The sequence below is a fragment of the Streptacidiphilus sp. EB129 genome (genome assembly GCF_041262645.1).
In the GTDB taxonomy this organism is placed as follows: Bacteria; Actinomycetota; Actinomycetes; order Streptomycetales; family Streptomycetaceae; genus Streptacidiphilus.
In genome coordinates, this window is record NZ_JBGCCS010000061.1 from 1 (window position 1) to 25,715 (window position 25,715).

Annotated in this window: 21 protein-coding genes; 16 read left to right on the forward strand and 5 right to left on the reverse strand. The window is 72.9% G+C overall.

The features are described 5' to 3' along the window. Positions 1–180: 180 nt before the first annotated feature. The 5 genes from ABH925_RS35575 to ABH925_RS35595 form a co-directional block, all read right to left on the reverse strand. A complete protein-coding gene (locus ABH925_RS35575; RefSeq protein WP_370155320.1) occupies positions 181–2,565 on the reverse strand; it encodes a transglutaminaseTgpA domain-containing protein in 2,385 nt (794 codons plus the stop codon). Next, positions 2,562–3,953, reverse strand: a complete 1,392-nt coding sequence (locus ABH925_RS35580) for a DUF58 domain-containing protein (protein ID WP_370155322.1) — start codon at positions 3,951–3,953, stop codon at positions 2,562–2,564. Before ABH925_RS35580 ends, ABH925_RS35575 begins: the two co-directional genes overlap by 4 nt. Position 3,954: 1 nt before the next feature. Next, positions 3,955–4,950 (reverse strand): AAA family ATPase, encoded by a 996-nt coding sequence (locus ABH925_RS35585; protein WP_370155324.1) that lies wholly within the window; start codon positions 4,948–4,950, stop codon positions 3,955–3,957. A 157-nt stretch (positions 4,951–5,107) separates the two neighbouring features. Next, a complete protein-coding gene (locus ABH925_RS35590; RefSeq protein ID WP_370155326.1) occupies positions 5,108–5,731 on the reverse strand; it encodes a HutD family protein in 624 nt (207 codons plus the stop codon). Then, a complete protein-coding gene (locus ABH925_RS35595; protein ID WP_370155328.1) occupies positions 5,728–6,291 on the reverse strand; it encodes a beta-class carbonic anhydrase in 564 nt (187 codons plus the stop codon). Before ABH925_RS35595 ends, ABH925_RS35590 begins: the two co-directional genes overlap by 4 nt. A gap of 568 nt (positions 6,292–6,859) precedes the next feature. On the opposite strand from ABH925_RS35595, the gene rsmH reads away from it, so the two are divergent. The 16 genes from rsmH to ABH925_RS35675 all read left to right on the forward strand — a co-directional run bounded on the left by rsmH (position 6,860) and on the right by ABH925_RS35675 (position 25,593). Next, complete coding sequence (gene rsmH / locus ABH925_RS35600; protein WP_370155331.1) at positions 6,860–7,819, forward strand: 16S rRNA (cytosine(1402)-N(4))-methyltransferase RsmH; 960 nt, start codon at positions 6,860–6,862, stop codon at positions 7,817–7,819. Positions 7,820–7,882: 63 nt separating this feature from the next. Then, on the forward strand, positions 7,883–8,698 hold the full coding sequence (locus ABH925_RS35605) for a hypothetical protein (protein ID WP_370155332.1): 816 nt from the start codon (positions 7,883–7,885) through the stop codon (positions 8,696–8,698). 18 nt (positions 8,699–8,716) lie between these two features. Continuing rightward, complete coding sequence (locus tag ABH925_RS35610; protein ID WP_370155334.1) at positions 8,717–10,711, forward strand: peptidoglycan D,D-transpeptidase FtsI family protein; 1,995 nt, start codon at positions 8,717–8,719, stop codon at positions 10,709–10,711. Positions 10,712–10,796: 85 nt separating this feature from the next. After that, on the forward strand, positions 10,797–12,455 hold the full coding sequence (locus ABH925_RS35615) for a UDP-N-acetylmuramoyl-L-alanyl-D-glutamate--2,6-diaminopimelate ligase (RefSeq protein ID WP_370155336.1): 1,659 nt from the start codon (positions 10,797–10,799) through the stop codon (positions 12,453–12,455). Between the two features lie 7 nt (positions 12,456–12,462). Next, positions 12,463–13,887 (forward strand): UDP-N-acetylmuramoyl-tripeptide--D-alanyl-D-alanine ligase, encoded by a 1,425-nt coding sequence (murF, locus tag ABH925_RS35620; protein ID WP_370155339.1) that lies wholly within the window; start codon positions 12,463–12,465, stop codon positions 13,885–13,887. A 5-nt stretch (positions 13,888–13,892) separates the two neighbouring features. After that, positions 13,893–14,954: a phospho-N-acetylmuramoyl-pentapeptide-transferase gene (mraY, locus tag ABH925_RS35625; protein ID WP_370155342.1), complete on the forward strand. Its 1,062-nt coding sequence runs from the start codon at positions 13,893–13,895 to the stop codon at positions 14,952–14,954. Then, entirely contained in the window at positions 14,951–16,402 is a 1,452-nt protein-coding gene (gene murD / locus ABH925_RS35630; RefSeq protein ID WP_370155345.1) for a UDP-N-acetylmuramoyl-L-alanine--D-glutamate ligase, read from the forward strand. The genes mraY and murD overlap by 4 nt, the downstream gene beginning before the upstream one ends. Positions 16,403–16,492: 90 nt before the next feature. Then, on the forward strand, positions 16,493–17,917 hold the full coding sequence (gene ftsW, locus ABH925_RS35635) for a putative lipid II flippase FtsW (RefSeq protein ID WP_370155346.1): 1,425 nt from the start codon (positions 16,493–16,495) through the stop codon (positions 17,915–17,917). 6 nt (positions 17,918–17,923) lie between these two features. Next, a complete protein-coding gene (gene murG / locus ABH925_RS35640; protein ID WP_370155348.1) occupies positions 17,924–19,018 on the forward strand; it encodes an undecaprenyldiphospho-muramoylpentapeptide beta-N-acetylglucosaminyltransferase in 1,095 nt (364 codons plus the stop codon). Continuing rightward, a complete protein-coding gene (locus ABH925_RS35645; protein ID WP_370155350.1) occupies positions 19,011–19,925 on the forward strand; it encodes an FtsQ-type POTRA domain-containing protein in 915 nt (304 codons plus the stop codon). The genes murG and ABH925_RS35645 overlap by 8 nt, the downstream gene beginning before the upstream one ends. Before the next feature lie 300 nt (positions 19,926–20,225). Then, positions 20,226–21,425, forward strand: coding sequence for a cell division protein FtsZ (ftsZ, locus tag ABH925_RS35650; RefSeq protein WP_370155352.1), 1,200 nt, complete (start codon positions 20,226–20,228; stop codon positions 21,423–21,425). A gap of 144 nt (positions 21,426–21,569) precedes the next feature. Next, positions 21,570–22,313 (forward strand): peptidoglycan editing factor PgeF, encoded by a 744-nt coding sequence (gene pgeF / locus ABH925_RS35655; RefSeq protein ID WP_370155353.1) that lies wholly within the window; start codon positions 21,570–21,572, stop codon positions 22,311–22,313. Continuing rightward, a complete protein-coding gene (locus ABH925_RS35660; protein ID WP_370155355.1) occupies positions 22,310–23,122 on the forward strand; it encodes a YggS family pyridoxal phosphate enzyme in 813 nt (270 codons plus the stop codon). Before pgeF ends, ABH925_RS35660 begins: the two co-directional genes overlap by 4 nt. Before the next feature lie 170 nt (positions 23,123–23,292). Next, positions 23,293–23,877 (forward strand): cell division protein SepF, encoded by a 585-nt coding sequence (locus ABH925_RS35665; RefSeq protein ID WP_370155357.1) that lies wholly within the window; start codon positions 23,293–23,295, stop codon positions 23,875–23,877. Positions 23,878–23,984: 107 nt separating this feature from the next. Beyond that, the gene (locus tag ABH925_RS35670) at positions 23,985–24,269 is read left to right on the forward strand and encodes a YggT family protein (RefSeq protein WP_370155359.1); all 285 of its coding nucleotides are present in this window, start codon (positions 23,985–23,987) and stop codon (positions 24,267–24,269) included. Positions 24,270–24,315: 46 nt separating this feature from the next. Continuing rightward, positions 24,316–25,593, forward strand: a complete 1,278-nt coding sequence (locus ABH925_RS35675; protein ID WP_370155362.1) for a DivIVA domain-containing protein — start codon at positions 24,316–24,318, stop codon at positions 25,591–25,593. Positions 25,594–25,715 lie beyond the last annotated feature (122 nt).

Consider the following 25,715-nt stretch of genomic DNA (forward strand, 5'->3'; position numbering starts at 1 on the left):
TTAACTCACCCCCCCCCCCCCTCTACAAACACCGGCGTCCACACCATGCCCCACCCCCCCCCCACCCCCACCCCCCCCGCCCCCGGGGGGGGGGGGCCACCCCGGCCCCCCCCGCCCCTTGCTCGGTCCGTTCTTCGGTCCGTCCGCTCCCCCGGGGTCCGGCCCCGGCCCGGGCTGCCGCTAGTCGCGGCGCCAGGGCGGGAGGAGGCGCTGGCCGGCGCCGCTGATCCGGGCCCGGGCGGCGCGGAACGGGCGTGCCGCCGAGGGCGGGAACAGCAGGGCCCGGACCCGGGTGCCCCGGGTCGCGGAGGCCTGCAGTCCGCTGCGGACGGTGCGCACGTCCTGCCGCAGTGCGGGCATCGCGCTGACGCGGGGAGCGTAGAGCACCTGCTCGGTGGCCAGGGCCAGCCGCCCCGCCGCGGCCCGTGGGGCCTCCTCCAGCGCGCCCAGCTCGGACAGCCGGGCCGCGGTGCCGCGCGGCGTCTCCGCCTCGTCGGGCGGGATGCCCAGGTCCCAGGCCGAGTCGATCAGCTCCCGCCAGGCGTCCAGCACCTGCCGGTCGCTGAGCTCGGTCCCGGCGCTCTCGCCGGAGCCGTCCGCTCCGCGCCTGCGCAGCCGGGCCCGACGGGCCCGGAGCCGCCACAGCATCGGCGTCAGCAGCCCCAGCAGGACCAGTACCGCCGCCGCCGTCAGGGCCGGCACCAGCGGGTCGGGCCAGCTCGTGCCGGTTCCGGTGGTGGCCGGGGTCAGCGGCTGCTCGTCGTGGCAGCCGCCCGCCTTGCGTTCGACCACCGAGCAGCTCTGGTTGGCGTGCGGGGTGCTCTGCGGGGCGGTGCCGGCGCTCGCGCCGTCGGACGGCTGGGACGAGGCCCCGCCGCCGGCGCTGCTGGGCGTGCTGTAGTCGGGCGCGACGCCGATGGTCGGCGTGGGCTCGAACCGCAGCCAGCCGACCCCGGAGAAGTACAGCTCCGGCCAGGCGTGGGCGTTCTTGGTGCCGACCAGCCAGCTGCCGTCGGCCTGCTGGGTGCCGGGGGTGAAGCCGATGGACACCCGGGCCGGGATCCCCAGGGAGCGGGCCATGGCCGCCATGGTGGCGGCGTAGTGCACGCAGAAGCCCTTGCGGTTCCGCAGGAACTGGACGATCGCGTCGGTGCCGGTCCCCGGCGCGACGGTGGTGCTGTAGGTGAAGCCCCCGGTGGTGGTGAAGAAGTTCTGCAGCGCCACCGCCTTGTCGTACGGGGTGATCGCGGTGCGGGTGACCGCCTGCGCGAGGTCGCTGACCACGGTGGGGAAGTTCTTCGGCAGGGCCAGGTAGGTGTGCTGGATCGAGGCGGGCGGGGCCGCCGCAGCCCGCAGCTGGTCCGTGGTGGGGCGCACGGCGAGGCTGTCCACGGTGTACTGGAGTCCGCCGGCGTTCTGCGAGCTGTCCGCGCCGACCAGGGTGCGCCCGTCGGGCTCGTACTTCCAGTTGCCGCTGACCCGGACCGAGGTCGCCGGGTAGGGCATCGGCAGCCACTGCTGGGCGTAGTCGGGGGAGGTGTTGACCTTGGTGGTCACCGCCATCGCCGGGGTGACCAGGTCGAGCCCCGACACCGCCGGCAGCTGCTGCGGCACGTTCACCACCTGCTGGCTGCTGGTGGTCCAGGACACCCCGTTGAAGGAGTCCAGGTCCACGATCCGCAGGTACTGGTCGGCCAGGTTGGGGGCGTTGGTGGTGTAGCTGAGGACGTTCTGGTTGACCGGCTGCTGCAGACTCTGCGCCAGCGAGGCCAGCGGGTTCACCGCGGTGATGATGCCGCTGCCGCCGTTCCCGCCGTCGCCGCCGCTGCCGAACCGGCCCACCAGCGGGGTGTTCAGTGACGGCAGCACCATCGGCAGCAGCAGCCCGGCCAGCACGGCCAGGCCGGCGATCCGGTAGCCGGTGCTGCTGAGCGGGTTGCTGCTGGGCGCGGCGGCCATGGTCGCCGGGGTTCCCTGGAAGATCCGGCCCCAGCGCGAGAGCCGGTCCTGGCCCTCCGCGAGCAGCAGCGACAGATAGCCGAAGGCGGCCAGCAGGAACCAGAACCACAGCGCCCCGTGCAGGTGCAGCCCGGTGCCGACGGAGAACAGCCCGAGCAGCGGCAGCCCGGTCAGCGCGACCCGCTGGTACGTGGTCGCCAGCGTGTCCACCACCAGCCCGACCAGCGCGACCGAGCCGACCAGGATCAGCCGCAGCCCGTCGCTCAGTGGCGCCGGAGCCCCGTACTGGCTCATGTCCGTGAAGCCCTGCCGCAGCATGCCGTTCAGCTGCCGGACCGAACCCGGGTCGGGCAGCACCCCCCACAGCGCCGTGGAGTTGGCGAAGATCAGGGTCAGCAGCAGCACCAGTACCAGCAGTTGCAGCACCGGCACCAGTGGCCGGGGCACCGGCAGCCGGTGCAGGCTCAGGCCCACGCCCATGCTGACCAGCACCAGGAACGCGGCCTGGATCAGCCAGGCCGCCGAACTGACCAGCGGCCACAGGCACAACGCGGTCAGCAGGGTGGCCGAGGCCGCGTGGACGGCGATTCGGGTACGCCCGTTCAAGCCTGGTCCCTTCCGATCCAGTAGGAGCCCGGTGCGGCGACGGCGGCGGCCCGGTCGGCCTGCCGCCAGAGGTCCGGGAGCGAGTCGCCGGAGCGGGCCGGCAGGACCGTCCAGCCGGCCTCGCGCAGCAGCTGCGTCTGCCGCTGCTCGATCTGCTCCGGCGTGCCGGCGACGGTCGACGACTCGCCGCCGACCCCGCGCAGCAGGGTCCAGCTGGAGGTGTCCAGCAGCACGGCCACCGCCGCCGCGGTACGGCGGCGCAACCGTGAGAGCTCGGCCAGCTGCTCGTCGTCCAGGGCCCCGAGCAGGGCCACGACCAGGCCCTCGCCGCCGAGGCGGAGCACCTCCTCGGCGCGGGACAGGCCCTCGCCGCCGGAGTGCTCGACCATCGCCAGGGTGTCCAGCAGCAGCCCGGCCGCCTCCCCGGAGGCGCCGCCGAGCCCGGCCGCGCCGGGGCCGGTGACCGACGCGCCGGTGTCGGTCAGCAGCCGGACCGCGTAGCCGCGTTCCAGCAGATGCAGCGAGAGCGAGGCGGCGGCGCTGACCGCCCACTCGAAGGAGGAGGCGGGGCCGGTGCCCCGGTGCCCGGCCGCCCGGGTGTCCAGCAGCACGGTGGCCCGGCTGCGCAGCGGCTGCTCCTCGCGGCGCACCATCAGCTCGCCGTACTTGGCGGTGGAGCGCCAGTGCACCCGGCGCAGGTCGTCGCCGTGCCGGTACTCGCGCGGCACCACGTCGTCCTCGCCCGCCAGCGCGACGGCGCGGGAGTGGCTGTCGCCGTAGCCGGTCCACTCGCCGCTGACCCGGATCGCCGGCAGCTGCTGCACCTGGGGCACCACGGTGAGGGTGTCGGCGGCGGTGAACGAACGGGTCAGCTCGCACAGCCCGAACGGGTCGCCCAGCCGCAGCTGCAGCGGACCCAGCGGATAGCGTCCGCGCAGGTCGGAGCGGACCCGGTAGGAGACCTCGCGGTGGCCGCGCGGCTCGACCCGGTCCAGCACGAAGCGCGGACGCGGGCCGAGGACGTAGGGCACCTTGTCCTCCAGCATCAGCAGCCCGGTGGGCACCCGGGAGACGTTGTCGACCCGCAGGTGCACCCGGGCCTCCTGTCCGGCCGGGGTGCGCGAGGGCGTCAGCCGCCGTCCGCTGGCGACCCGGTAGCGGGTGCGCAGCAGCATCGCCACGCTGGCCAGCGGTAGCGCGGCGAGCAGCAGCGCGACCCGCAGCAGTGCGGGCTGTCCCAGCAGGTAGGCGCAGAGCGCGGCGGTGATGCCGGCGGCGAGGAAGGACCGGCCCCGGGTGGTCAGCCCGCGCAGCGCGGTACGGAACCCGCCGACACGGCCGGCCCCGGTGCCGGCCGGCACCGGGGGCTGGGCGGAACGTGCCGCCATCTCAGCGCGCCGGGTGCGGGATGGGGAGCTGGCTCACCAGGTCGCGGATGACCTGCTCGGTGGTGCGCCGGCCCAGCTGGGTCTCGGCGGTGGGCAGCAGCCGGTGCGCCAGCACCGGTACCGCCAGGGCCTGCAGGTCGTCCGGGATGACGTAGGCCCGGCCGTCCAGCGCGGCGGCGGCGCGGGCGGCCCGCAGCAGGTGCAGGGTGGCCCGGGGCGAGGCGCCGAGCCGCAGCTCGGGGGAGGTGCGGGTGGCCGCGACCAGTGCCACGGCGTAGCGGCGCAGCTCGTCGGCCACGTGCACCCGGCGCACCACCTCGATCAGCTTGATGACGTCGTCGGCGTGCGCCACCGGGCGCAGGTCCGCCAGCGGGGAGGCCCCGCCGTGGACGTCCAGCATCTGCAGCTCGGCCTCGGCGCTCGGGTAGCCGATGGAGATCCGGGCCATGAAGCGGTCGCGCTGGGCCTCGGGCAGCGGATAGGTGCCCTCCATCTCCACCGGGTTCTGGGTGGCGACGACCATGAACGGCGACGGCAGCGGGTAGCTGGTGCCGTCCACGGTGACCTGGCCCTCCTCCATCGACTCCAGCAGCGCGGACTGGGTCTTCGGCGAGGCCCGGTTGATCTCGTCGCCGACGACGATCTGGGCGAAGATCGCGCCGGGCTTGAACTCGAAGTCGCGGCGGTTCTGGTCGAACACGCTGGTGCCGGTGATGTCGGACGGCAGCAGGTCGGGGGTGAACTGGATCCGGCGCACCGTGCAGTCCACCGACCGGGCCAGCGCCTTGGCGAGCAGGGTCTTGCCGACCCCGGGCACGTCCTCGATCAGCAGATGGCCCTCGGCGAGCAGGACGGTCAGGGCCAGCCGCACCGCCTCCGGCTTGCCCTCCACCACGCTCTCCACGGAGGAGCGGACCCGCTCCACCACGGCTCCGAGCTCCACCAGTCCCGCACCCTGCGGCTGGTCAAGACTGGTGTGCTCTTTGAAGGTCGTCACCCGGCAACTCCTCGGCCCGTGTACGGGGGCCGCACCATGTCCCCGGTTCGGTGCCCCCTCCGTGTGCGTCGACACGGCTCCACGCATTGTTCCCTGTCAGGGCGCTCCACGTCACTCGCCCGGGCGAACGCGCCCTTGCTGCGTCGTTATTCGTCCGTTATGGGCGGGTCACCGGGGCGAAGCCGACCACGGCGGCGAGCCCGTCCGGGCCGCCGAAGCCGAGCGACACTCCGTCAGCCGGCTGCCCGGAGTCGAGCAGCGCGGCGTCGTACCTGCCCAGGGTGTGCCCGCCCACGGTGGCCTCACCCCTGAGGACCAGCACCAGCAGCTGTTCCGGGCCCGGCCCCGGGCCGGTCGGCAGGGTGCGGTCGGCGTCGACGATCTCGACCGTCGCCCGGACCCGGTCCCGACGGGTCATCACATTGAAGTCGACGATCGGCCCGTCCAGCAGCCGGCAGCCGGTGTCCGCGTCGCCGGGGAAGGCGAACGGCGCATACCGGGCGTCGGCGAGGTGCGCCGCCCCGTCGACCTCCAGCTCCATCCCGGCGCCCTCGACCACAGTGATCACCCGGTCCACGCCGGGGAAGCGGGAGAACGGGCCGCCCCGGGCGACGTCGGCGAGGCTGACCCGCCAGTCGAAGTCGTCCATCCCGGCGCCGGGCGGCGACGCGGCCACCTCGCGGGTCACCCCGCCGCCGTTCTTCCAGGCGGCGGCGGCCCGGTCGGCGGCCCTCAGGATCCACTCCGGGCCGGACGCCGTCGCTCCCGGGGCTGCCGTCACGGAGCGATCTCGCGCAGCAGCCCGGTGTGCACGTCGAAGACGAAGCCGCGGATGTCGTCGTGGTGCAGCAGGAAGGGCGAGGTGCGGACCCGGGCCATGGACTGGCGCACGTCCTGCTCCAGGTCGGTGAACGACTCCAGCGCCCAGGACGGCCGGATGCCCACCTCCTCCTCCAGCTCGTTCCGGAAGTTCTCGGTCAGGTCCAGCAGACCGCAGCCGGTGTGGTGGATCAGCGCTATTGACCGGGTGCCCAGACCGCGCTGGCTCACCGTCAGCGAGCGGATGGTGTCGTCGGTGACCACGCCGCCGGCGTTGCGGATGACATGGCAGTCGCCGAGGTCCAGACCCAGCGCGGCGTGCACGTCGATCCGGGCGTCCATGCAGGTCACCACGGCGACGCGCTGGACCGGACGGGCGTCCATGCCACCGTCGTGGTACGAGGCGGCGTAGGCGCGGTTGCGGGCGACGAAGCTGTCGATGATCGACGGCGACGCGTGTGCGGTGGCAGGGCCGGAGGACGCAGCGGCCTCCGCGGACGGCAGGTCGGGGGTCGTGGTCATAGCTCTGACCGTAGTGGGAAAACCGGCCATCGGCCGAGGTGGACCGCAGCGTGGGACGGCGCTGTGATGCATCCCATAGGCGTACCGCGCGGCGCGGACGGCGCACCCGTCCGGATCGTCCACCTACTCCGTTCGCGTGATTGTCGCGCGCGCGGCGCGTCCCCGGGGTGGCGCGGTGTGCGCGTCACCGCGTGTCGCGCGCTCCGGACAGTCGGTCACCCTCGCCCTGACCTGGGCATATTCCACCCGTCCGTGGGGGGCGTGCGCCGTCGCATCCGATTGACCCGCGAGAGCCGTGGAGTAAAGTGACGCGACGTCGGAGGAGTGCCGTCCCGGGACGTACGGGGACGGCGCGATCCGTCCGGCCCCGGCACCAACCCCTGCCTGAACCCCCTGCCAGACCCGCACGAACCCGTGCGCCAGACCACTGCGCAACGCAGACGCACGCACCGTCCCGGCCTCCACCCGCTCCGCACCCGCTGACGCCCCTTCCCCGGCGCCAGAGGGCCCCTTCCCCAAGGCGAGCGGGCGGGGACCAGGCGGTGCGTACGTACGACGAGAGGCACCGATGAGCACCGGCCCCCTGCACGTTCCGGTCATGCTCAACCGCTGCCTGGACGTGCTCGCCCCGGCCCTGACCGACCCCGGCGCGGTCGTCGTGGACGCCACCCTCGGCCTCGGCGGCCACAGCGAGGCCATGCTGCTCCGCTTCCCGGAGGCGCGCCTGGTCGCGGTGGACCGCGACCCGCAGGCGCTACGGCTCGCGGGGGAGCGCCTCGCCCCGTTCGGGGAGCGCGCCACCCTGGTGCACGCCGTCTACGACGAGATCCCCGGTGTCCTCGCCGACCTCGGCATCGACCGCGTCCAGGGCATCCTGTTCGACCTCGGCGTCTCCTCGATGCAGCTGGACGAGGCCGACCGGGGCTTCGCCTACGCCCAGGACGCGCCGCTTGACATGCGGATGGACCAGACCACCGGCATCAGCGCCGCCGAGGTGCTCAACACCTACTCGCACGGCGACCTGGCCCGGATCCTCAAGGTGTACGGGGAGGAGCGGTTCGCCGGGAAGATCGCCTCGGTGATCCTGCGCGAGCGCGAGAAGGAACCGTTCAGCAACAGCGCGCGTCTGGTCGAACTGGTACGCAATGCCATTCCGGCCGCCACCCGGCGCACCGGCGGCAACCCGGCCAAGCGCACCTTCCAGGCGCTGCGGATCGAGGTCAACCGGGAGCTGACGGTCCTGGAACGGGCCATCCCCAACGCCCTGGACGTGCTCGCGGTGGGCGGCCGGATCGCGGTGATGTCCTACCAGTCGCTGGAGGATCGTCTGGTCAAGCAGTGCTTCGCGGCGGGCGCCGCCTCCACCGCCCCGCCCGGCCTGCCCATCGTCCCGGAGGAGCACCAGCCCCGGCTGAAGCTGCTCACCCGTGGCGCGGAGCAGGCAACCGAGCAGGAAATCGCCGAGAACCGCCGGGCCACGCCGGTCCGGCTGCGTGCGGTGGAGCGAATCAGACCGGCCCTGGACTAGGGACGGCACGGACGGGCCCTCCGGGCCGGGGAATCGTGGCAGCAGCGAAGGAGCGGATGCAGGGTGGCTCTCGGAAGAGTCGCGGGAGGGACCGCAACCGAACGCCGCCGACCGGGCACGGCCGGGCGACCGGCGGGACGCGGCCCGGCCCGTCCGACCGGACGCAGGCCCGGGCGGTCCGCCGGGCGCGGGCCGTTCGCGGTGCTGGTGGTGCTGATACTCGCGGCCGGGCTGATCGCCCTGCTGATGCTGAACACCGCGCTCAACCAGGGTTCCTTCACCCTGAGCAAGCTCCAGCAGCAGACCAACTCGCTCAGCGACGAGCGCCAGGGCCTGCAGCAGCAGATCGCCGGCTGGTCCGCGCCGGACGCGCTGTCGGTACGGGCCGGGCAGCTCGGCATGGTGCCCGGCGGCAACCCGGCCTTCCTGCAGGACAACGGCGCCGTCCTCGGCAAACCGCAGCGCCTGGCCGGCGCCCCGGCCCCCGCCCCGACCGGGTCCGCGGCCCCGTCGGCGTCCACCCCTCCGTCCGCCGGTGCGCCGACCGCGTCACCGACGGCATCGACGAACCCGGCCAACGGCGCGCCGGCGACGGCCACCGCCGCGACCACGGCCACGACGTCTGCGGGCGCGACGTCCGCGGGCGCCGCGACCACGGGTGCCACGCTCAAGCCCCAGGCCGCGCAGGCCTCCAGGCCGCAGCCGAGGTCCACCGCCCCGACCGCCGCGGCGCCCCCCGCCCGGCCGTCCGCCCAGCAACCGCCGACCAGGCCGTCACCCCCCAAGCCGTCACCCCCCAAGCCCCGCGCAGCCCAGCCCGCGACCGCCCAGCCGCCGGCGACTCTGCCGCCCACCGCGCCCAGCGGCGCAGCCCACTGACGGGGAGACAGCGACCATATGACCACTCCCCGCCCCCCGCGTCCGCGCTCCGTACCCCGCCCAGGATCGCGGCAGCAGCCCGCGCGCCCTGCGCGACCGGGGCACCCCAGCCGTCCCGCCGCCGGCCGCCAAGCCCCGCGGCCGGCGCCGCTGCGGCTGGCCAGCCCCCGGCGGCGGCTGCGGCTGGTGCTGGTGGTCTTCGGCGCGGTCTTCACGCTCTTCATCGGCCGGCTGGTGCAGTTGCAGTTCCTGGACTCCGCCGCGCTCGCGGCCGAGGCCACGGTGAACCTCTACCGCACCGAGACGTTGCCGGCCCCGCGCGGCTCCATTACCGACGCCTCCGGGCTGACCCTGGCGACCACCGTGGACGCCTACGATGTCACCGCCGACCCGTACATGTTCACCCCGGGCCAGGCGCACATCGACGACGCCCCGGCCCAGGCCGCCCAGCAGCTCTCACCGATGCTGGGCGTCCCGGTCGAGACCCTGACCAAGGCGCTGACCTACACCGGCAAGCGCTACGCGCTGCTGGCCAGCCAGCAGTCGCCGCAGACCTGGAACCAGATCACCGCGCTCCAGTCGGCGCAGACGAAGAAGGCCTGGAGCGGCCACTGCCTGACCGAGAACAACCTCGCCGTCAAGGCCGCCGACGCCGGCCGGGTCGACGAGGCCTGCGCCAACCCGCTCAACGGCGTGTTCCACGCCAAGCACACCAAGCGGGTCTACCCGGACGGCGGCCTCGCCGCCAACGTCATCGGCTTCGTCAACGCCGACGGGGTCGGCAGCGGCGGCCTCGAACAGCAGTACGAGGCGCTGCTCAAGGGCAAGGACGGCGAGGTCACCTACGCCCAGTCCGGCGGCCGCGAGGTGCCCACCTCGGGCCAGCGCGAGCAAGCCCCGGTCTCCGGCTCGGACCTGCGGCTCACCCTGGACCGGGACATCCAGTGGGCGGCCCAGCAGGCGATCGCCGACGAGGTGCACAGGGCCGGGGCGGAGAAGGGCTACGTGATAGTCCAGGACGTCACCAACGGCAAGATCCTGGCGATGGCGGTCGCCCCCGGTTTCGACCCCAACGACCTGGCCCACGCCGACCCCGCCGACCTCGGCAACGCCGCGCTGCAGGAGGCCTACGAGCCGGGCAGCGTCAGCAAGCTGATGACCATGGCGGCGGTGCTGCAGCAGAACGTGGCCACCCCGCTGACGCATGTCACCGTCCCCGGCACGCTGCCCCGGGCCGACCGGATCTTCCACGACGACGTGGCGCACGGCACCGAGCAGCTCACCCTCAACGGCGTGCTCGCCCAGTCCTCCAACATCGGCACCATGCTGGCCGCCGAGCACCTGGGCGCCACCCAGCAGCAGGCCGACCAGGTGCTCTACGACTACCTGACCAAGTTCGGCATCGGACAGCCCACCGGCCTGGACTTTCCCGGCGAGACCCAGGGCATCCTGGCCGACCCGACCCGCTGGAACGGGTCGCAGCAGTACACCATCCCGTTCGGCCAGGGTCTGTCGGTGAACGCGCTGCAGACCACGTCGGTCTACTCCACCATCGCCAACGGCGGGCTCAGGATCGCGCCGACGCTGGTGGCCGGGACCACCGGACCGGACGGACGCTTCGTCCCGGCCCCGGCGCCGGTGCAGACCCGGGTGGTCAGCGAGCAGACCGCGAAGACCCTGGCGCAGATGCTGCAGTCGGTGGTCGCCAGCCAGGAGGGCACCGGCGCCGCGGCCGAGATCCCGGGCTACCTGGTGGCCGGGAAGACCGGTACGGCCAACCGGGTCGATCCCGCCACCGGCAGGTACTCCGGCTACACCTCCTCGTTCATCGGCTTCGCCCCCGCCGACCGGCCCAGGATCACCGTCTCCTGCGTCATCCAGAAGCCGGTGAACGGGCATTTCGGCGGTCAGCTCTGCGGGCCGGTGTTCAAGCAGGTCATGGAGTTCGCACTGAAGAGCCTGCAGGTGCCGCCGACCGGCGGCGCCCCGGCCGACCTGCCGGTGAACTGGTGACGGGGGGCATACGGTGACCGCCTCCAGCCCCGGCCCGGCACCCTGGCTTGGCCCCGGACGGGGCCGTACCGGTAACCTCACGGCCGTGCCCCAAAGTGATCAGGAGCCCCCCATCCCGCTCATGAACGCCGCGACCCCGCCCCGCCCGCAGTCCGCCCGGCCGACGCCGCTGGCCGAGGTGGCCGAGCTGCTCGGCCTGCCCAGCATCGAGGGCGCCGCCGCCGCGACCGTCTCCGGCATCACCCACGACTCCCGTGCGGTGCGCCCCGGCGACCTCTACGCGGCCCTGCCGGGGGCGCACGCCCACGGCGCGGACTTCGCCGCGCAGGCCGCCGGCCTCGGCGCGGTCGCCGTGCTGACGGACCAGGACGGGGCCGACCGCGCCGCCGACTGCGGGCTGCCGCTGCTGGTCGTGGAGAACCCCCGGGGCCGGATGGGCGCCCTGGCCGCCGTCCTGTACGGGCGGCCGGCCGAGCAGCTGCTGACCATCGGCGTCACCGGCACCAACGGCAAGACCACCACCGCGTACCTGGTCGAGGGCGGACTGCGCGGCGCGGGCCGCCGTCCGGGGCTGATCGGCACGGTGGAGATGCGGGTCGGCGACGAGCGGATCAAGAGCGAGCGCACCACCCCCGAGGCCACCGACCTGCACGGCATCCTCGCGGTGATGCGCGAGCGCGGCGCCGACTCGGTGGTGATGGAGGTCTCCAGCCACGCCCTGGTCTTCGGCCGGGTCGACGGCGTGGTCTACGACGTCGCGCTGTTCAACAACCTGACGCCGGAGCACCTCGACTTCCACCCGGACATGGAGGACTACTACCGGGCCAAGGCCGGGCTGTTCCGTGGGCCGGGGGGCCGCACCACGGACGGGCGGAGCACCGGACACCGGGCCCGGCTCGGCGTGGTCAACCTGGACGACCACTACGGCCGTCGGCTGGCCGCCGAGGCCGAGATCCCGGTCGTCGGCTACTCGGCGACCGGCGACCCCGCCGCCGACTGGCGCGCCGTCTCGGTGCACCTGGGCCCGGCCGGGTCGACCTTCCGCGTGGTCGGTCCCGACGGCGCCTCGGTGGACGCCTCGGTGCCGCTGCCCGGACCCTTCAACGTCGCCAACGCGCTCGCCGCGATCACCGCGCTGGTCTGCGCCGGGCTCCCACTGGAGCAGGCCGCCGCCGGAGTGGCCGCGGTGGCCGGGGTGCCCGGCCGGATGGAGCGGGTGGAGGCCGGGCAGCCGTACGTCGCGGTGGTGGACTACGCCCACAAGACCGACGCCCTGGAGGCCGCGCTGCGCTCGCTGCGCGAGGTCACCAAGGGCCGGCTGCACGTCGTGGTCGGCTGCGGCGGCGACCGGGACCCGTTCAAGCGCGGCCCGATGGGCGGCGTCGCCGCCCGTTACGCCGACACCGCCGTGCTGACCAGCGACAACCCGCGCTCCGAGGATCCGCTGGCGATTCTCGCCGCGATGCTCGGCGGCGCGGTCGAGGTGCCCGAGGGGGAGCGCGGCCACGTCGTGCTGGAGCCCGACCGGGCCCGCGCCATCGCCACCGCCGTCTCGCTGGCCCACGCCGGGGACTGCGTCCTGGTCGCCGGCAAGGGCCACGAGCTCGGCCAGTACGTCCGCGGCGAGGTCCGGCCCTTCGACGACCGCGAGGTGCTGCGCGAGGCCATCCTCGCGGCCACCCGCGCCGCCGGGGAATCCGCGACGCAGGGGTACGGGGCGTCGCGCCCCGGGGAATTGGAGTAGAGCCACCGTGATCCCACTGACCCTCGCCGAGGTGGCCCAGGCCACCGGGGGCCGCCTGCACGACGTACCCGACCCCGGACTGCGGGTGACCGGTCCGGTCGTGCACGACTCCCGGCTGGTCGAGGCCGGCGCGCTGTTCGCCGCCGTGGTCGGCGAGCGGGTGGACGGCCATGACTTCGCCGCCCGCGCCGTCGCCGCCGGGGCCGTCGCCGTGCTGGCGCAGCACCCGGTCGGCGTTCCCGCCGTGATCGTCGACGATGTGCTGGTGGCCCTGGGCCGGCTGGCGCACGCCGTCACCGCGCAGCTCACCGGCACCACCGTGGTCGCGCTGACCGGCTCGGCCGGGAAGACCAGCACCAAGGACCTGATCGCGCAGCTGCTGCGGCACCTGGGTCCGACGGTGTTCACCCAGGAGTCCTACAACAACGAGCTGGGCATGCCCTCGACAGCCCTGCGCGCCGACCACGACAGCCGCTACCTGGTGCTGGAGATGGGTGCGCGGCACAAGGGCGACATCGCCCACCTGACCGGGATCACCCGGCCGCGGATCGGCGTGGTGCTCAACGTCGGCACCGCCCACATGGGCGAGTTCGGCAGCCGCGAGGGCATCGCCGAGGCCAAGGGCGAGCTGGTGGAGTCGCTGCCGGAGACCGGGGTCGCGGTGCTGAACGCCGACGACCCGCTGGTGCGGGCGATGGCCGCGCGGACCGCGGCCCGGGTGGTGCTGTTCGGCGAGTCCGAGCAGGCCCTGATCAGGGCCCAGGACGTGCGCCTGGACGAGTCGGGTCGTGCCTCGTTCACCTTGGTCACACCCGCGGGATCCGCGCCGGTCACGCTGGCGCTCTACGGTGAGCACCACGTGTCCAACGCCCTCGCCGCCGCCGCCGTGGCGGTCGAGTGCGGGATGGGCGTGCCGGAGACGGCCGCCGCGCTGGGGGAGGCGGGCAGCCTGTCCCGATGGCGGATGGAAGTGAAGGACCGCCCGGACGGCGTCACCGTGATCAACGACGCCTACAACGCCAACCCCGACTCGATGCGGGCCGCCCTGCGCGCGCTCGCCGCGATCGGTGGCAGGGGGCCCGACGCCCGCCGTACCTGGGCGGTGCTGGGGGAGATGCGGGAACTCGGCGAGGACTCCCTCGCCGAGCACGACGCGGTGGGCCGGCTGGCAGTACGGCTGAACATCGCCACCCTGGTGGCGGTCGGCGGCCGGGAAGCGGCCTGCATGGAGCTGGGCGCGAGGAACGAAGGTTCGTGGGGTGAGGAGTCGGTGCTGGTGTCCGATGCGGATGCGGCGATCGAGTTGTTGCGCGAGCAGGTCAGGCCGGGGGACGTGGTGCTGGTGAAGGCGTCCCGGTCGGTGGGTCTGGAACGGGTGGCCGAGGCGCTGCTCGCGCCGGCCACCGTCGCCCCGGGCGGAGAGGCTCGTTGAACGGCATGAGGCAGATCCTTTTCGCGGCTGGGTTCGCGCTGTTCTTCTCCCTGGTCGGTACCCCGGTGCTGATCCGGATCCTGGCCCGGCACGGCTACGGCCAGATGATCCGGGACGACGGCCCCAAGGCGCACCACAGCAAGCGCGGCACGCCCACCATGGGTGGCATCGCGTTCATCCTGGCGACGCTGATCGCCTACGCGCTCACCAAGCTGGTCTCCGGGAGCATGCCCACGGCCTCCGGGATCCTGGTGCTGTTCCTGATGGCCGGCATGGGCCTGGTCGGCTTCCTGGACGACTACATCAAGATCGTCAAGCAGCGCTCGCTGGGGCTGCGGGCCAAGGCCAAGATGGCCGGCCAGCTGATCGTCGGCATCGTCTTCGCGGTCGGCTCGCTGCGCTTCGCGGACAACGCCGGGATCACCCCGGCCTCCACCAAGCTGTCCTTCGTGACCGACTTCAGCTGGTCGCTGGGACCGGTGCTGTTCGCGCTGTGGGCCATCTTCATGATCCTGGCGATGTCCAACGGGGTGAACCTGACGGACGGTCTGGACGGTCTGGCCACCGGCGCCTCGGTGATGGTCTTCGGCGCCTATGTCTTCATCGGCATCTGGGAGTACGGCCAGACCTGCGGGTCCCAGTCGAGCGCCGGGGCCAACTGCTACCAGGTCAGGGACCCGCTGGACCTGGCGGTGATCGCGGCCGCGCTGATGGGCGCCTGCTTCGGCTTCCTGTGGTGGAACACCTCACCCGCGAAGATCTTCATGGGCGACACCGGTTCGCTGGCCCTCGGCGGCGCGCTGGCCGGCCTGGCCATCTGCTCGCACACCGAGATGCTGCTGGCGATCCTCGGCGGCCTGTTCGTGCTGATCACCCTCTCGGTGATCATCCAGGTCGGGTCGTTCCGGATGACCGGCAAGCGGGTGTTCAAGATGGCGCCCCTGCAGCACCACTTCGAACTCAAGGGCTGGTCGGAAGTGCTGATCGTGGTGCGCTTCTGGATCATCCAGGGGCTGTGCGTCGCGGTCGGCCTGGGCCTGTTCTACGCGGGCTGGGTCACCTCATGAGCGGTGCCCCCGCCGGCGTGGCGACCCCGGACTGGAAGGGCCTGCGGGTCACCGTCGCCGGGCTGGGCGTCTCCGGCGTGCCCGCCGCCACCGTGCTGCACGGGCTCGGCGCCGTGGTCACCGTCGTGGACGGCGGGGACGGGCCGCGCCAGGTGGCGCAGGCCGAGGGACTGCGCGCGCTCGGCGTCACCGTCCGCCTCGGCGACGGGGCGTCCCTGCCGGCGGACACCGAACTGGTCGTCACCTCTCCCGGTTGGGCACCCAGCAGCCCGCTGTTCGCCGCCGCCGAGGCGGCCGGGGTGCCGGTCTGGGGCGACGTCGAACTCGCCTGGCGGCTGCGCCGGCCGCATCACGCCACCGGTGAGCCCGCCCCCTGGCTCGCGGTCACCGGGACCAACGGCAAGACCACCACGGTGCAGATGCTGGCGGCGATCCTCACCGCCGCCGGCCGGCGTACCGCGGCCGTCGGCAACGTCGGCGTCTCGGTCCTGGACGCGGTCCTCGCCGAGGAGCCCTACGACGTGCTGGCGGTGGAACTCTCCAGCTACCAGCTGCACTGGTCGCCGTCGCTGCGGCCGCACTCGGCGGTGGTGCTGAACATCGCCGCGGACCACCTCGACTGGCACGGCTCGATGGCGGCCTACGCCGCCGCCAAGGGCCGGGTCTACGAGGGCAACACGGTCGCGTGCGTCTACAACACCGCCGACCCGGCCACCGAGGAACTGGTCCGCGAGGCCGAGGTGGAGGAGGGCTGCCGCGCGGTCGGCTTCACCCTCGGTCCGCCGGCGCTGTCCCAGCTGGGCGTGGTGGACGGGCTGCTGGTGGACCGCGCCTTCGTGCCGGACCGTCAGCGCGCCGCCGCCGAACTGGCCTCGGTCGAGGACGTGCACCCGGCCGCACCGCACAACGTCGCCAACGCGCTGGCCGCCGCCGCGCTCGCGCGGGCGTACGGAGTGGAGCCGCGCGCCGTCCGCGACGGGCTGCGCGCCTTCCGCCCCGACGCGCATCGCATCGCGCACGTCACCGACGTCGACGCGGTCGCCTACGTGGACGACTCCAAGGCCACCAACCCGCACGCGGCGGCGGCCTCGCTGGCCGCCTACCCCTCGGTGGTCTGGCTGGCCGGCGGGCTGGCCAAGGGCGCGGACATGGACGCCCTGGTCGCGGGCGCGGCCGACCGGCTGCGCGGCGCGGTGCTGATGGGCGCCGACCGGCAGCTGATCCGCGCGGCGCTGGCGCGACACGCCCCGCAGGTCCCGGTGATCGAGGTCCCCGACGGACAGACTGGTGCCCCGGCGATGGACGCGGCGGTACGCGCGGCGGCCGGGCTCGCCCAGCCGGGCGACACCGTACTGCTGGCCCCCGCCTGCGCCTCGATGGACATGTTCACCGACTACGGCGAGCGCGGCGACCTGTTCGCCGTCGCCGCCCGCGCGTTGGCGGGCTGAGCGTCCGTCAGCAGGTCGTCGGCGGTCGTCGGCAGGTGGTCGGCAGGTGGTCAACAGGTCAGCACGTCGTCATCAGGGGAGGGGGCCGGTGTGGCCGGGACAGCCGACGGCCGCGGTACCGCGGCGCCCGCGCGCGGCGGCCGTTCCGGCGGTGCCGGGAAGCCGGGCCGCTCCGGCGCCAGGGGTCCGCGGGACGGCCGAGGGCCGGCCGCGCGCCCCAGGGCGACCTCGGTCGCGGTGTTCCGCTCGCACAGCCGGTTCACCGGCCCGGACAGCGCCTGGGGACGCTTCCAGCGCGGCCTGGACCGCCCGCTGACGCCGTACTACCTGATCCTGGGCTCGGCGGCGCTGATCCTGGTGCTCGGTCTGGTGATGGTGTTCTCCGCCTCCCAGATCGAGGCCCGCACCCTCGGCCTGCCGTTCGCCTACTTCTTCGAGAAGCAGCTCACCGCCGTGGCCATCGGCAGCGTGCTGATGTACGTGGCGGCCCGGCTGCCGGTGAAGCTGCACCGGGCCTTCGCCTACCCGCTGCTGCTCGGGGTGATCGCGCTGCTGCTGCTGGTCTCGGTGGTGGGCAAGTCCGTCAACGGCAACCAGAACTGGATCAGCCTGGGCGGCTCGTTCCAGATCCAGCCCTCGGAGTTCGCCAAGCTCGCCCTGGTGCTCTGGGGCGCCGACCTGCTGGCCCGCAAGCAGCAGATGCGGATGCTGGACCAGTGGAAGCACCTGCTGGTGCCGCTGGTCCCGGTGGCCGTGCTGCTGCTGACCCTGGTCCTGGCCGGCGGCGACATGGGCACTGCGATGATCATCTGCGCGCTGCTGTTCGGCCTGCTCTGGTACTCCGGGGCGCCGATGCGGCTGTTCGGCGGCGCGGCCGCGATCGCGCTGGGGCTCAGCGCGATGCTGATCGCCCTGGTCCCGCACCGGGCCGGCCGGCTCCAGTGCATCGGCGCCACGCACATTCCCGCGGACGGATCCTGTTGGCAGGCCGTTCACGGAGTGTACGCACTCGCCTCCGGCGGAATCTTCGGATCCGGCCTCGGTGCCAGCATCGAGAAATGGGGTCAACTCCCGGAGCCACACACGGACTTCATCTTCGCGGTGACCGGCGAGGAACTGGGTCTGGCGGGGACACTGTCAGTACTCGGCCTCTTCGCGGCACTAGGGTATGCGGGTATCCGCGTAGCCGGTCGCACGAGGGACCCCTTCATCAGGTACGCAGCGGGAGGCGCCACCACCTGGATCATGGCCCAGGCCATGATCAACATTGGTGCGGTGCTCGGACTCCTTCCCATCGCGGGAGTCCCGCTCCCGATGTTCTCCTACGGGGGTTCGGCGCTGCTGCCGACCATGTTCGCGGTCGGGATGCTGCTCTGCTTCGCACGCAGCGAGCCCGCCGCGAAGGCAGCACTCGCCGCCCGGTCGCGGACGAAGAAGAACCGAGGCGGAGTCCTCGGATTGCCCCAACGGACCATCGCGCGGCTCGGGAAGGCCCGGCAGCGCAGGGAGCGGTGAATTTCGGTGCATGTCGTACTCGCCGGCGGGGGGACCGCCGGTCACATCGAGCCCGCGCTCGCCCTTGCGGACGCACTGCGCAGGAACGACCCCACGATCGGGATCACCGCGCTGGGAACCGAGAGCGGTCTGGAGACCCGGCTGGTCCCGGAGCGCGGCTACGAACTGGCACTGATCCCCAAGGTCGCGCTGCCCCGCAAGGCCACTCCTGAGCTGATCACCCTGCCCGGCCGGCTGCGCGGCACGGTCAAGGCCGTCCAGGACGTGCTGGACCGCACCAAGGCGGACGCGGTGGTCGGCTTCGGCGGCTACGTCGCCATGTCGGCCTACCTCGCAGCCAAGCGCTCCGGGGTGCCGATCGTGGTGCACGAGGCCAACGCCCGTCCCGGGGTGGCCAACAAGATCGGCTCCCGCTACAGCGACTTCGTCGCGGTCAGCACCCCCGACAGCAAGCTGCGCGACGCCCGTTACATCGGCATCCCGCTGCGGCGCACCATCGCCACCCTGGACCGCAACGCGGCCCGGCCCGAGGCCCGCGCCTACTTCGGCCTGGACCAGCGGCTGCCCACGCTGCTGGTCTCCGGCGGCTCCCAGGGCGCGCGCCGGCTCAACGAGACCGTGCAGGCGGTCGCGCCGCGGCTGCAGCAGTACGGCGTGCAGATCCTGCACGCGGTGGGCCCCAAGAACGAGCTGCCGCGGGTCGACGACATCCCCGGCATGCCCCCGTACCGGGCGCTGCCGTACCTGGACCGGATGGATCTGGCCTACGCCGCCGCCGACATGATGCTCTGCCGGGCCGGCGCGATGACCGTCGCCGAGCTGGCGGCGGTCGGGCTGCCCGGCGCCTTCGTGCCGCTGCCGATCGGCAACGGCGAGCAGCGTCTCAACGCCCAGCCCGTGGTCCGGGCCGGCGGCGGGCTGCTGGTGGACGACGCCGAGCTGACCCCGGAGTGGGTGCTCTCCCAGCTGCTGCCGGTGCTCACCGACCCGCAGCGGCTGTGGGACATGAGCCGCGCCGCCGCCGAGTTCGGCCGCAGGGACGCCGACGACCTGCTGGTCGGCATGGTCTACGAGGCCATCGCCGCGAACCGCCGTGCCTGAGCCGGGAACCGCCGGGGGCGGGGCCGACTCCGGCCCCGCCCCCGCGGGCGGCCCGAAACGCCCGAACGGCGCGGACGACGGGGTCGAGGCGGCTGCCGGCCCCGGCGGGCTCCCGCCCGGACAATCGCAGTCCGGACATCCGCGGCCCGAACAACCGCACCCGGGTCAGCCGCACACAGGTCAGCCGCACCCGGGCCGGCTGAGGCTGTCCCGGCGCGGCTGGGCGCTGATCGGCGTGCTGGTGGCGGCGCTGCTGGGGACCGGCTGCTGGCTGCTGCTGTTCTCCTCGGTGCTGGACGTGCGCACCGTGACGGTCACCGGCAACCGGGCGCTGACCACCGATCAGGTGCTGGCCGCCGCGGCGGTCCCGCTCGGCGGGCCGCTGGAGCGCCTGGACACCGGCGCGGTGGCGGCCCGGGTGCGCCAGGCGCTGCCCAGGGCCGCCCGGGTGGACGTCGGCACCTCGCTGCCGCACACCGTGCGGATCCAGATCACCGAGCGGGTGGCCATCGCCGCGGTCAAGGACCCGGACGGCCGCTACACCCAGGTCGACGCGGACGGGGTGCGCTTCGCCACCGGCGGCAGCGCCCCGGCCGGTGTGCCGGTGGTCGAACTCTCGCTCTCGGCCGCCGGAAAGGCGGCCCTCTCGGCCTTCCCGGAACAGGTCCTGGTGGCCTCGGCGGTGGAGGTCGCGAAAGCGCTCCCGCCCTCGGTCGCCGCGCAGACCCGTTCCGTCGTCGTGCATTCGTACGACGATCTGGAACTGCAACTCGGTGGCGGCGCACAGGTACTGTGGGGAAGTCCGGAACGCTCCGCGCGAAAGGCCGTGGTGCTGGTCGCCCTGCTGAAGCAGCAGGGCACGACGTACGACGTCAGTGCACCCGATGACCCCGCGCTGACAAAGTGAGCTTCCGGCCATGCGGGGTCCTGGTGTTGACGAACCGCCAGATCCTCCCCGAATCTGGTGGGCCACCCCGGGTGAAACTCCGGACGATTGATCACATAGGCTCACAAGAAAAATGAATGGCCTCGGCGTGTCCGTTGAACGGACACGCGCAGAGACCTAGTGTCCTGTGACAACAGACGATGGAACAGACAGACAGCATTAACCCTAAACCTCAAGGTTAGGGTTCGGGTCAGGGCCTCCCGCAGACGGGAGCGTTCCCGCCCCTTCGGCACCGTACATCCGAGGCGAGAGGCCTTCGACGTGGCAGCACCCCAGAACTACCTCGCAGTCATCAAGGTCGTCGGCATCGGCGGCGGTGGCGTCAACGCCATCAACCGGATGATCGAGGTCGGGCTCAAGGGCGTCGAGTTCATCGCGATCAATACCGATGCGCAGGCCCTCCTGATGAGCGACGCCGACGTCAAGCTCGACGTCGGCCGCGAACTCACCCGCGGCCTCGGCGCGGGCGCCAACCCCGACGTCGGCGCCAAGGCGGCCGAGGACCACCGCGAGGAGATCGAGGAGGTCCTCAAGGGGGCCGACATGGTCTTCGTCACCGCCGGTGAGGGCGGCGGCACCGGCACCGGCGGCGCCCCCGTGGTCGCCAACATCGCCCGTACCCTCGGCGCGCTCACCATCGGCGTGGTCACCCGGCCGTTCACCTTCGAGGGCCGCCGCCGGGCCAACCAGGCCGAGGACGGCATCGCGCAGCTGCGCGAAGAGGTCGACACCCTCATCGTGATCCCCAACGACCGGCTGCTGTCCATCTCGGACCGCCAGGTCTCGGTGCTGGACGCGTTCCGCTCCGCCGACCAGGTGCTGCTCTCCGGCGTCCAGGGCATCACCGATCTGATCACCACCCCGGGTCTGATCAACCTGGACTTCGCCGACGTCAAGTCGGTCATGTCGGACGCCGGTTCGGCGCTGATGGGGATCGGTTCCGCGCGTGGCGAGGACCGCGCCAAGGCCGCCGCGGTGATGGCGATCTCCTCGCCGCTGCTGGAGGCCTCCATCGACGGGGCCCGTGGCGTGCTGCTCTCCATCTCCGGCGGCTCGGACCTCGGGCTGTTCGAGATCAACGAGTCGGCGCAGCTGGTCAGCGAGGCCGCGCACCCGGAGGCCAACATCATCTTCGGCGCCGTCATCGACGACGCCCTGGGCGACGAGGTCCGGGTCACCGTGATCGCGGCGGGCTTCGACGGCGGGCAGCCGCCGACGATCGTCCGCGACCCGGTGGTGCGGTCGACTCCGGCGCAGTCCGGCGGAGCCGGGGCGGAGCGGCCCTCGGAGTTCAACCGGGCCGGTTCCACCGCGGCCGGCCGCAGCGTGCACACCATCGGCAGCGTCCCGCGCGCGGAGGAGCCGCCCGCCCCGCCGATGCCCCCGCACGTGCCGCAGACCCGGCCGCCGTACGTGGACAGCCCGGCCGAGGAACTGGACGTCCCGGACTTCTTGAAGTAGTCCGGCCTCACGTAGTGCAGCCGCAGGTAAACCGTGGCGTGAAGTAGCCGCAGCCCGGCAGCCTGAGGCGGTCCGCAGGGCGGTCGGCTCCGCTCAGCCGGGGCAGCCCGTTGCCCCGGGACGTACGGGTCTAGGCTGACCTTCATGATCGGCTACACGCTCGAACTCGACGACGGTGCTCACTTCGCCTTCACCGACCGGTGGGGCGGGGTGAGCACCGCGCCGTATGGGGAGCTGAACCTCGGCGGTGCCGTCGGCGACGACCCCGCCGCGGTGCGTGGCAACCGCCGTGCCGCCGCGCGGGCCCTGGGCCTCGACCCGGCCGCCGTGGTCTGGATGAACCAGGTGCACGGCAACGCCGTCGCGGTGGTGACCGGGCGCCAGCCGGAGGGTGAGGCGCCGCACGTGGACGCGGTGGTGACGGACCGTCGCGGGCTGGCGCTCGCGGTGCTGACCGCCGACTGCGTACCGGTGCTGCTGGCCGACCCGGTGGCCGGGGTGGTCGCGGCGGCGCACGCCGGCCGTCCCGGGCTGGCCGCAGGAGTCGTCCCGGCCGCCGTCGCGGCGATGGTCGACCTGGGTGCGGAGCCGTCCCGGATCAGCGCGGCGATCGGTCCCTCGGTCTGCGGGCGGTGCTACGAGGTGCCGCCCGCGCTCCACGACGAGATCACCGCTCTCGAACCTGACACCCGCTCACGGACCAGCTGGGGCACCCCCGCGCTGGACCTGCCGGCCGGCGTCCGCGCCCAACTCGCCCGGCTGGGTGTGACGGTCGGTGAGAAGTCCCACACCTGCACCATGGAATCGCCGGATCACTACTCCTACCGTCGTGACCAGCGCACCGGCCGCCTGGCCGGTTACGTCTGGCTGGATGAAACGCACTCATGAACGATTACTACGCGGCCCTGACCCCCGCCGAGCGGGCGCGCCACGACACCCTCCGCGCCAACCTCGCCTCGGTGGAGCAGCGCATCGCCGCCGCCTGCGCCGCCGCCGGGCGCCCGCGCGACGAGGTCACCCTGGTGGTGGTCACCAAGACCTACCCCGCCTCGGACACCAGACTCCTCTCCGCACTGGGCGTCACCGACGTCGCCGAGAATCGTGACCAGGACGCCGCCCCGAAAGCGGCGGAATGCAAGGAACTTCCCCTGATCTGGCATTTTGTCGGCCAATTGCAGACCAATAAGGTCCGTTCCGTGCTGAGGTACGCCGACGTGGTGCATTCTGTCGATCGGCTCCGTCTGGTCGACGCGCTCTCGGCGGAAGTACAGAAAACGGAACGCCCCCCTCTCGGTTGTCTGATCCAGGTCGCCCTGGAAAACGGAGCAAACGGAGCAAACGGAGCAAACGGAGCAGGCGGAGCAGGCGGAGCGGGGGAAGGGGCGGCCGCGGGGCGGTCGCGCGGCGGGGCTCTCCCCGGCGAGGTGCTGGAGCTGGCCGACGCCCTGGCGGCCGCGCCCGGACTGAGCTGCGACGGGGTGATGGCGGTGGCCCCGTTGTCCGGTCCCGACGCAGGTCACCCGCTCCGTGCCTTCGAGCGGCTGCGGGAGGTCTCGGCCCTGCTCCGCAGTGCGCACCCCGGGGCCACGACGGTCTCCGCGGGAATGAGCGGTGACCTGGAGGAAGCAATCGCGGCGGGGGCGACACATGTACGCGTCGGCTCTGCGGTACTGGGTGTGCGGGCGCCCCTCGGGTAACGTCACCGGTTAGACGATCAGACCGCAGAACAAATCAGGACAAGTAGGAATCCCCCTGCATCGCGGGGTCAGACCGTGGATCGTAGAACCACCTCGCGGCAGCGGGGCCAGCGCCGGCGAGGAATTCGCCGGCGACGGAATCGATCCACCACAGAGCGGAGGACAGGAGTATGGCCGGCGCTATGCGCAAGATGGCGGTCTACCTCGGCCTCGTGGAGGACGACGGTTACGACGCTCAGGGTTACGACCCTGACGACGAGGACTACGGCCCCGAGCCCGAGCCGCTGCGAACCACCGCGCGCACCGAGGAGGTGCCCCGTCCCGCCCCCGCGCCAGTAGCGCAGTCGGCGGCGTCGGTGGTGGCCCCGATGCGGGCGGAACCCAGGATGGCTCCAGTGTCGTCCATCACACCCGAACGCCGTCATGTGGAGAAGAGTGCCCCGGTGATCATGCCCAAGGCCGCCTCTGAGCGGGAGCCGTACCGCATCACCACACTCCATCCGCGAACCTACAACGAAGCCCGTACCATCGGGGAACACTTCCGTGAGAGCACCCCGGTGATCATGAATCTCACCGAGATGGACGACACGGACGCCAAACGCCTCGTAGACTTCGCGGCTGGACTGGTCTTCGGGCTCCACGGGAGCATCGAGCGGGTGACGCAGAAGGTGTTCCTGCTGTCTCCTGCTAACGTCGATGTAACGGCGGAGGACAAGGCCAGGATCGCCGAGGGTGGGTTCTTCAACCAGAGCTGATCCGAAGCGGGGCGAACGTGTGGGTTCACGTGTGGATCACGTGACGCCGGGCGGCGGGAACACCGCCCCCGGCGGGCAGGAGGGCGAACGATGCGAGGGGACCAGCGGTGAACGTTGTATGGCAGGTGCTGTACATCGCGTTGACCTGCTTCCTCGTCGTTCTGCTCGCCCGCCTGGTGATGGACTGGGTGCAGCAGTTGGCCCGCGACTGGCGGCCCGGCCGTGGAATGATCGTCGTGCTCGAGTGCATCTACACCATCACGGATCCGCCACTCAAGCTGCTGCGGCGGTTCATCCCGCCGCTCCGCCTCGGTGGTGTGGCGCTCGACCTGTCCTTCCTCGTACTGATCATCATTGTTTCGATCCTGATCTCCGTCGTGGGGGGCTTGTGAACCCCGCAGGCCGCCGGTTGTCCGACGATCACGTTGAGGTGAAGAGATGCCATTGACCCCCGAGGACGTGCGGAACAAGCAGTTCACGACCGTCCGCCTCCGAGAAGGCTATGACGAGGATGAGGTCGATGCCTTCCTCGACGAGGTCGAAGGAGAGCTGACCCGACTGCTCCGCGAGAACGAGGATCTGCGCGCCAAGCTGGCCGCGGCGACTCGCGCGGCCGCGCAGAACCAGCAGAACATGCGGAAGGAACAGGAGCAGCACCAGCGCCCTGGCCCGCCCGTTCCCGCTGCCATATCTGGTCCGCCGGTGCCCCAGCAGGGCATGCCGCCGCAGATGCAGCAACAACAGCAGCAGCAGCAACAGCAGCAGCAGATGGGCCACCCCGGCCCGCCGCAGCTGCCGAGCGGCGCCCCCCAGCAGATGTCCGGGCAGCAGATGTCGGGCGCCCCGCAGCTCCAGGGTCCGCCCCAGCTCGCCGGCGGCAACATGGGCACCATGGGTGGCCAGCAGTCCTTCGGCGGCCAGCAGCAGATGCAGCAGCCGCAGATGGGTGGCATGCAGCCGATGGGCGGTGGCATGCAGCAGATGCAGCAGCCGCACTTCCCGCAGCAGCAGCAGGCCCCCGGCGGCGACAGCGCGGCCCGCGTTCTGGGCCTGGCCCAGCAGACCGCGGACCAGGCCATCGCCGAGGCCCGCTCCGAGGCCAACAAGATCGTCGGCGAGGCCCGCAGCCGCGCCGAGGGTCTGGAGCGCGACGCCCGTGCCAAGGCCGACGCCCTGGAGCGGGACGCGCAGGAGAAGCACCGCGTCGCCATGGGCTCCCTGGAGTCGGCCCGGGCCACGCTGGAGCGCAAGGTCGAGGACCTTCGCGCCTTCGAGCGTGAGTACCGCACGCGCCTGAAGTCCTACCTGGAGACCCAGCTGCGCCAGCTGGAGTCGCAGGCCGACGACTCGCTCGCCCCGCCGCGCCAGCCCGCCACCGCGTCGCTGCCGCCGTCCTCGATGTCGCAGCCGTCGATGTCCCAGCCCTCGATGCCTCAGCCGTCGATGGCCCCGGTCGGCGCGTCGCCGATGGGCGGCCAGACCTTCGGCGGCCAGCAGGGCTTCGGCGGAGGTGGCAACGGCCAGACCTTCGGCGGTCAGCAGAGCTTCGGCGGCAACAGCTTCAGCTCCGGCCAGCAGCACCAGAGCGCCGGCGGCCAGCAGCAGATGGCCCCGGCCATGACCCAGCCGATGGCCGCGGTCCGTCCGCAGCCTCCGCTGCAGCAGGCCCCGCAGCCGATGCGCGGCTTCCTGATCGACCAGGACGACGAGGGCTGACCTTCCCGGTCACCCTCGCCGCCCTGCGGCACAACCCCGTGGCGGGGGGGCGGGGGCGGGGCGGGGGGGGGCCCGGGGGGGGGGGGGGGGGCGGGCCCCGGGGGGGGGCGCGGCCCGCGGGG

What these genes read in the sequence shown, in the direction of transcription:
- ABH925_RS35580 (WP_370155322.1), bottom strand. Translation starts at nt 3,953, where the DNA reads ATGGCGGCACGTTCCGCCCAGCCCCCGGTGCCGGCCGGCACCGGGGCC.
- ABH925_RS35595 (WP_370155328.1), bottom strand. Translation starts at nt 6,291, where the DNA reads ATGACCACGACCCCCGACCTGCCGTCCGCGGAGGCCGCTGCGTCCTCC.
- rsmH (WP_370155331.1), top strand. Translation starts at nt 6,860, where the DNA reads ATGAGCACCGGCCCCCTGCACGTTCCGGTCATGCTCAACCGCTGCCTG.
- ABH925_RS35610 (WP_370155334.1), top strand. Translation starts at nt 8,717, where the DNA reads ATGACCACTCCCCGCCCCCCGCGTCCGCGCTCCGTACCCCGCCCAGGA.
- mraY (WP_370155342.1), top strand. Translation starts at nt 13,893, where the DNA reads ATGAGGCAGATCCTTTTCGCGGCTGGGTTCGCGCTGTTCTTCTCCCTG.
- murD (WP_370155345.1), top strand. Translation starts at nt 14,951, where the DNA reads ATGAGCGGTGCCCCCGCCGGCGTGGCGACCCCGGACTGGAAGGGCCTG.
- pgeF (WP_370155353.1), top strand. Translation starts at nt 21,570, where the DNA reads ATGATCGGCTACACGCTCGAACTCGACGACGGTGCTCACTTCGCCTTC.
- ABH925_RS35660 (WP_370155355.1), top strand. Translation starts at nt 22,310, where the DNA reads ATGAACGATTACTACGCGGCCCTGACCCCCGCCGAGCGGGCGCGCCAC.
- ABH925_RS35665 (WP_370155357.1), top strand. Translation starts at nt 23,293, where the DNA reads ATGGCCGGCGCTATGCGCAAGATGGCGGTCTACCTCGGCCTCGTGGAG.
- ABH925_RS35675 (WP_370155362.1), top strand. Translation starts at nt 24,316, where the DNA reads ATGCCATTGACCCCCGAGGACGTGCGGAACAAGCAGTTCACGACCGTC.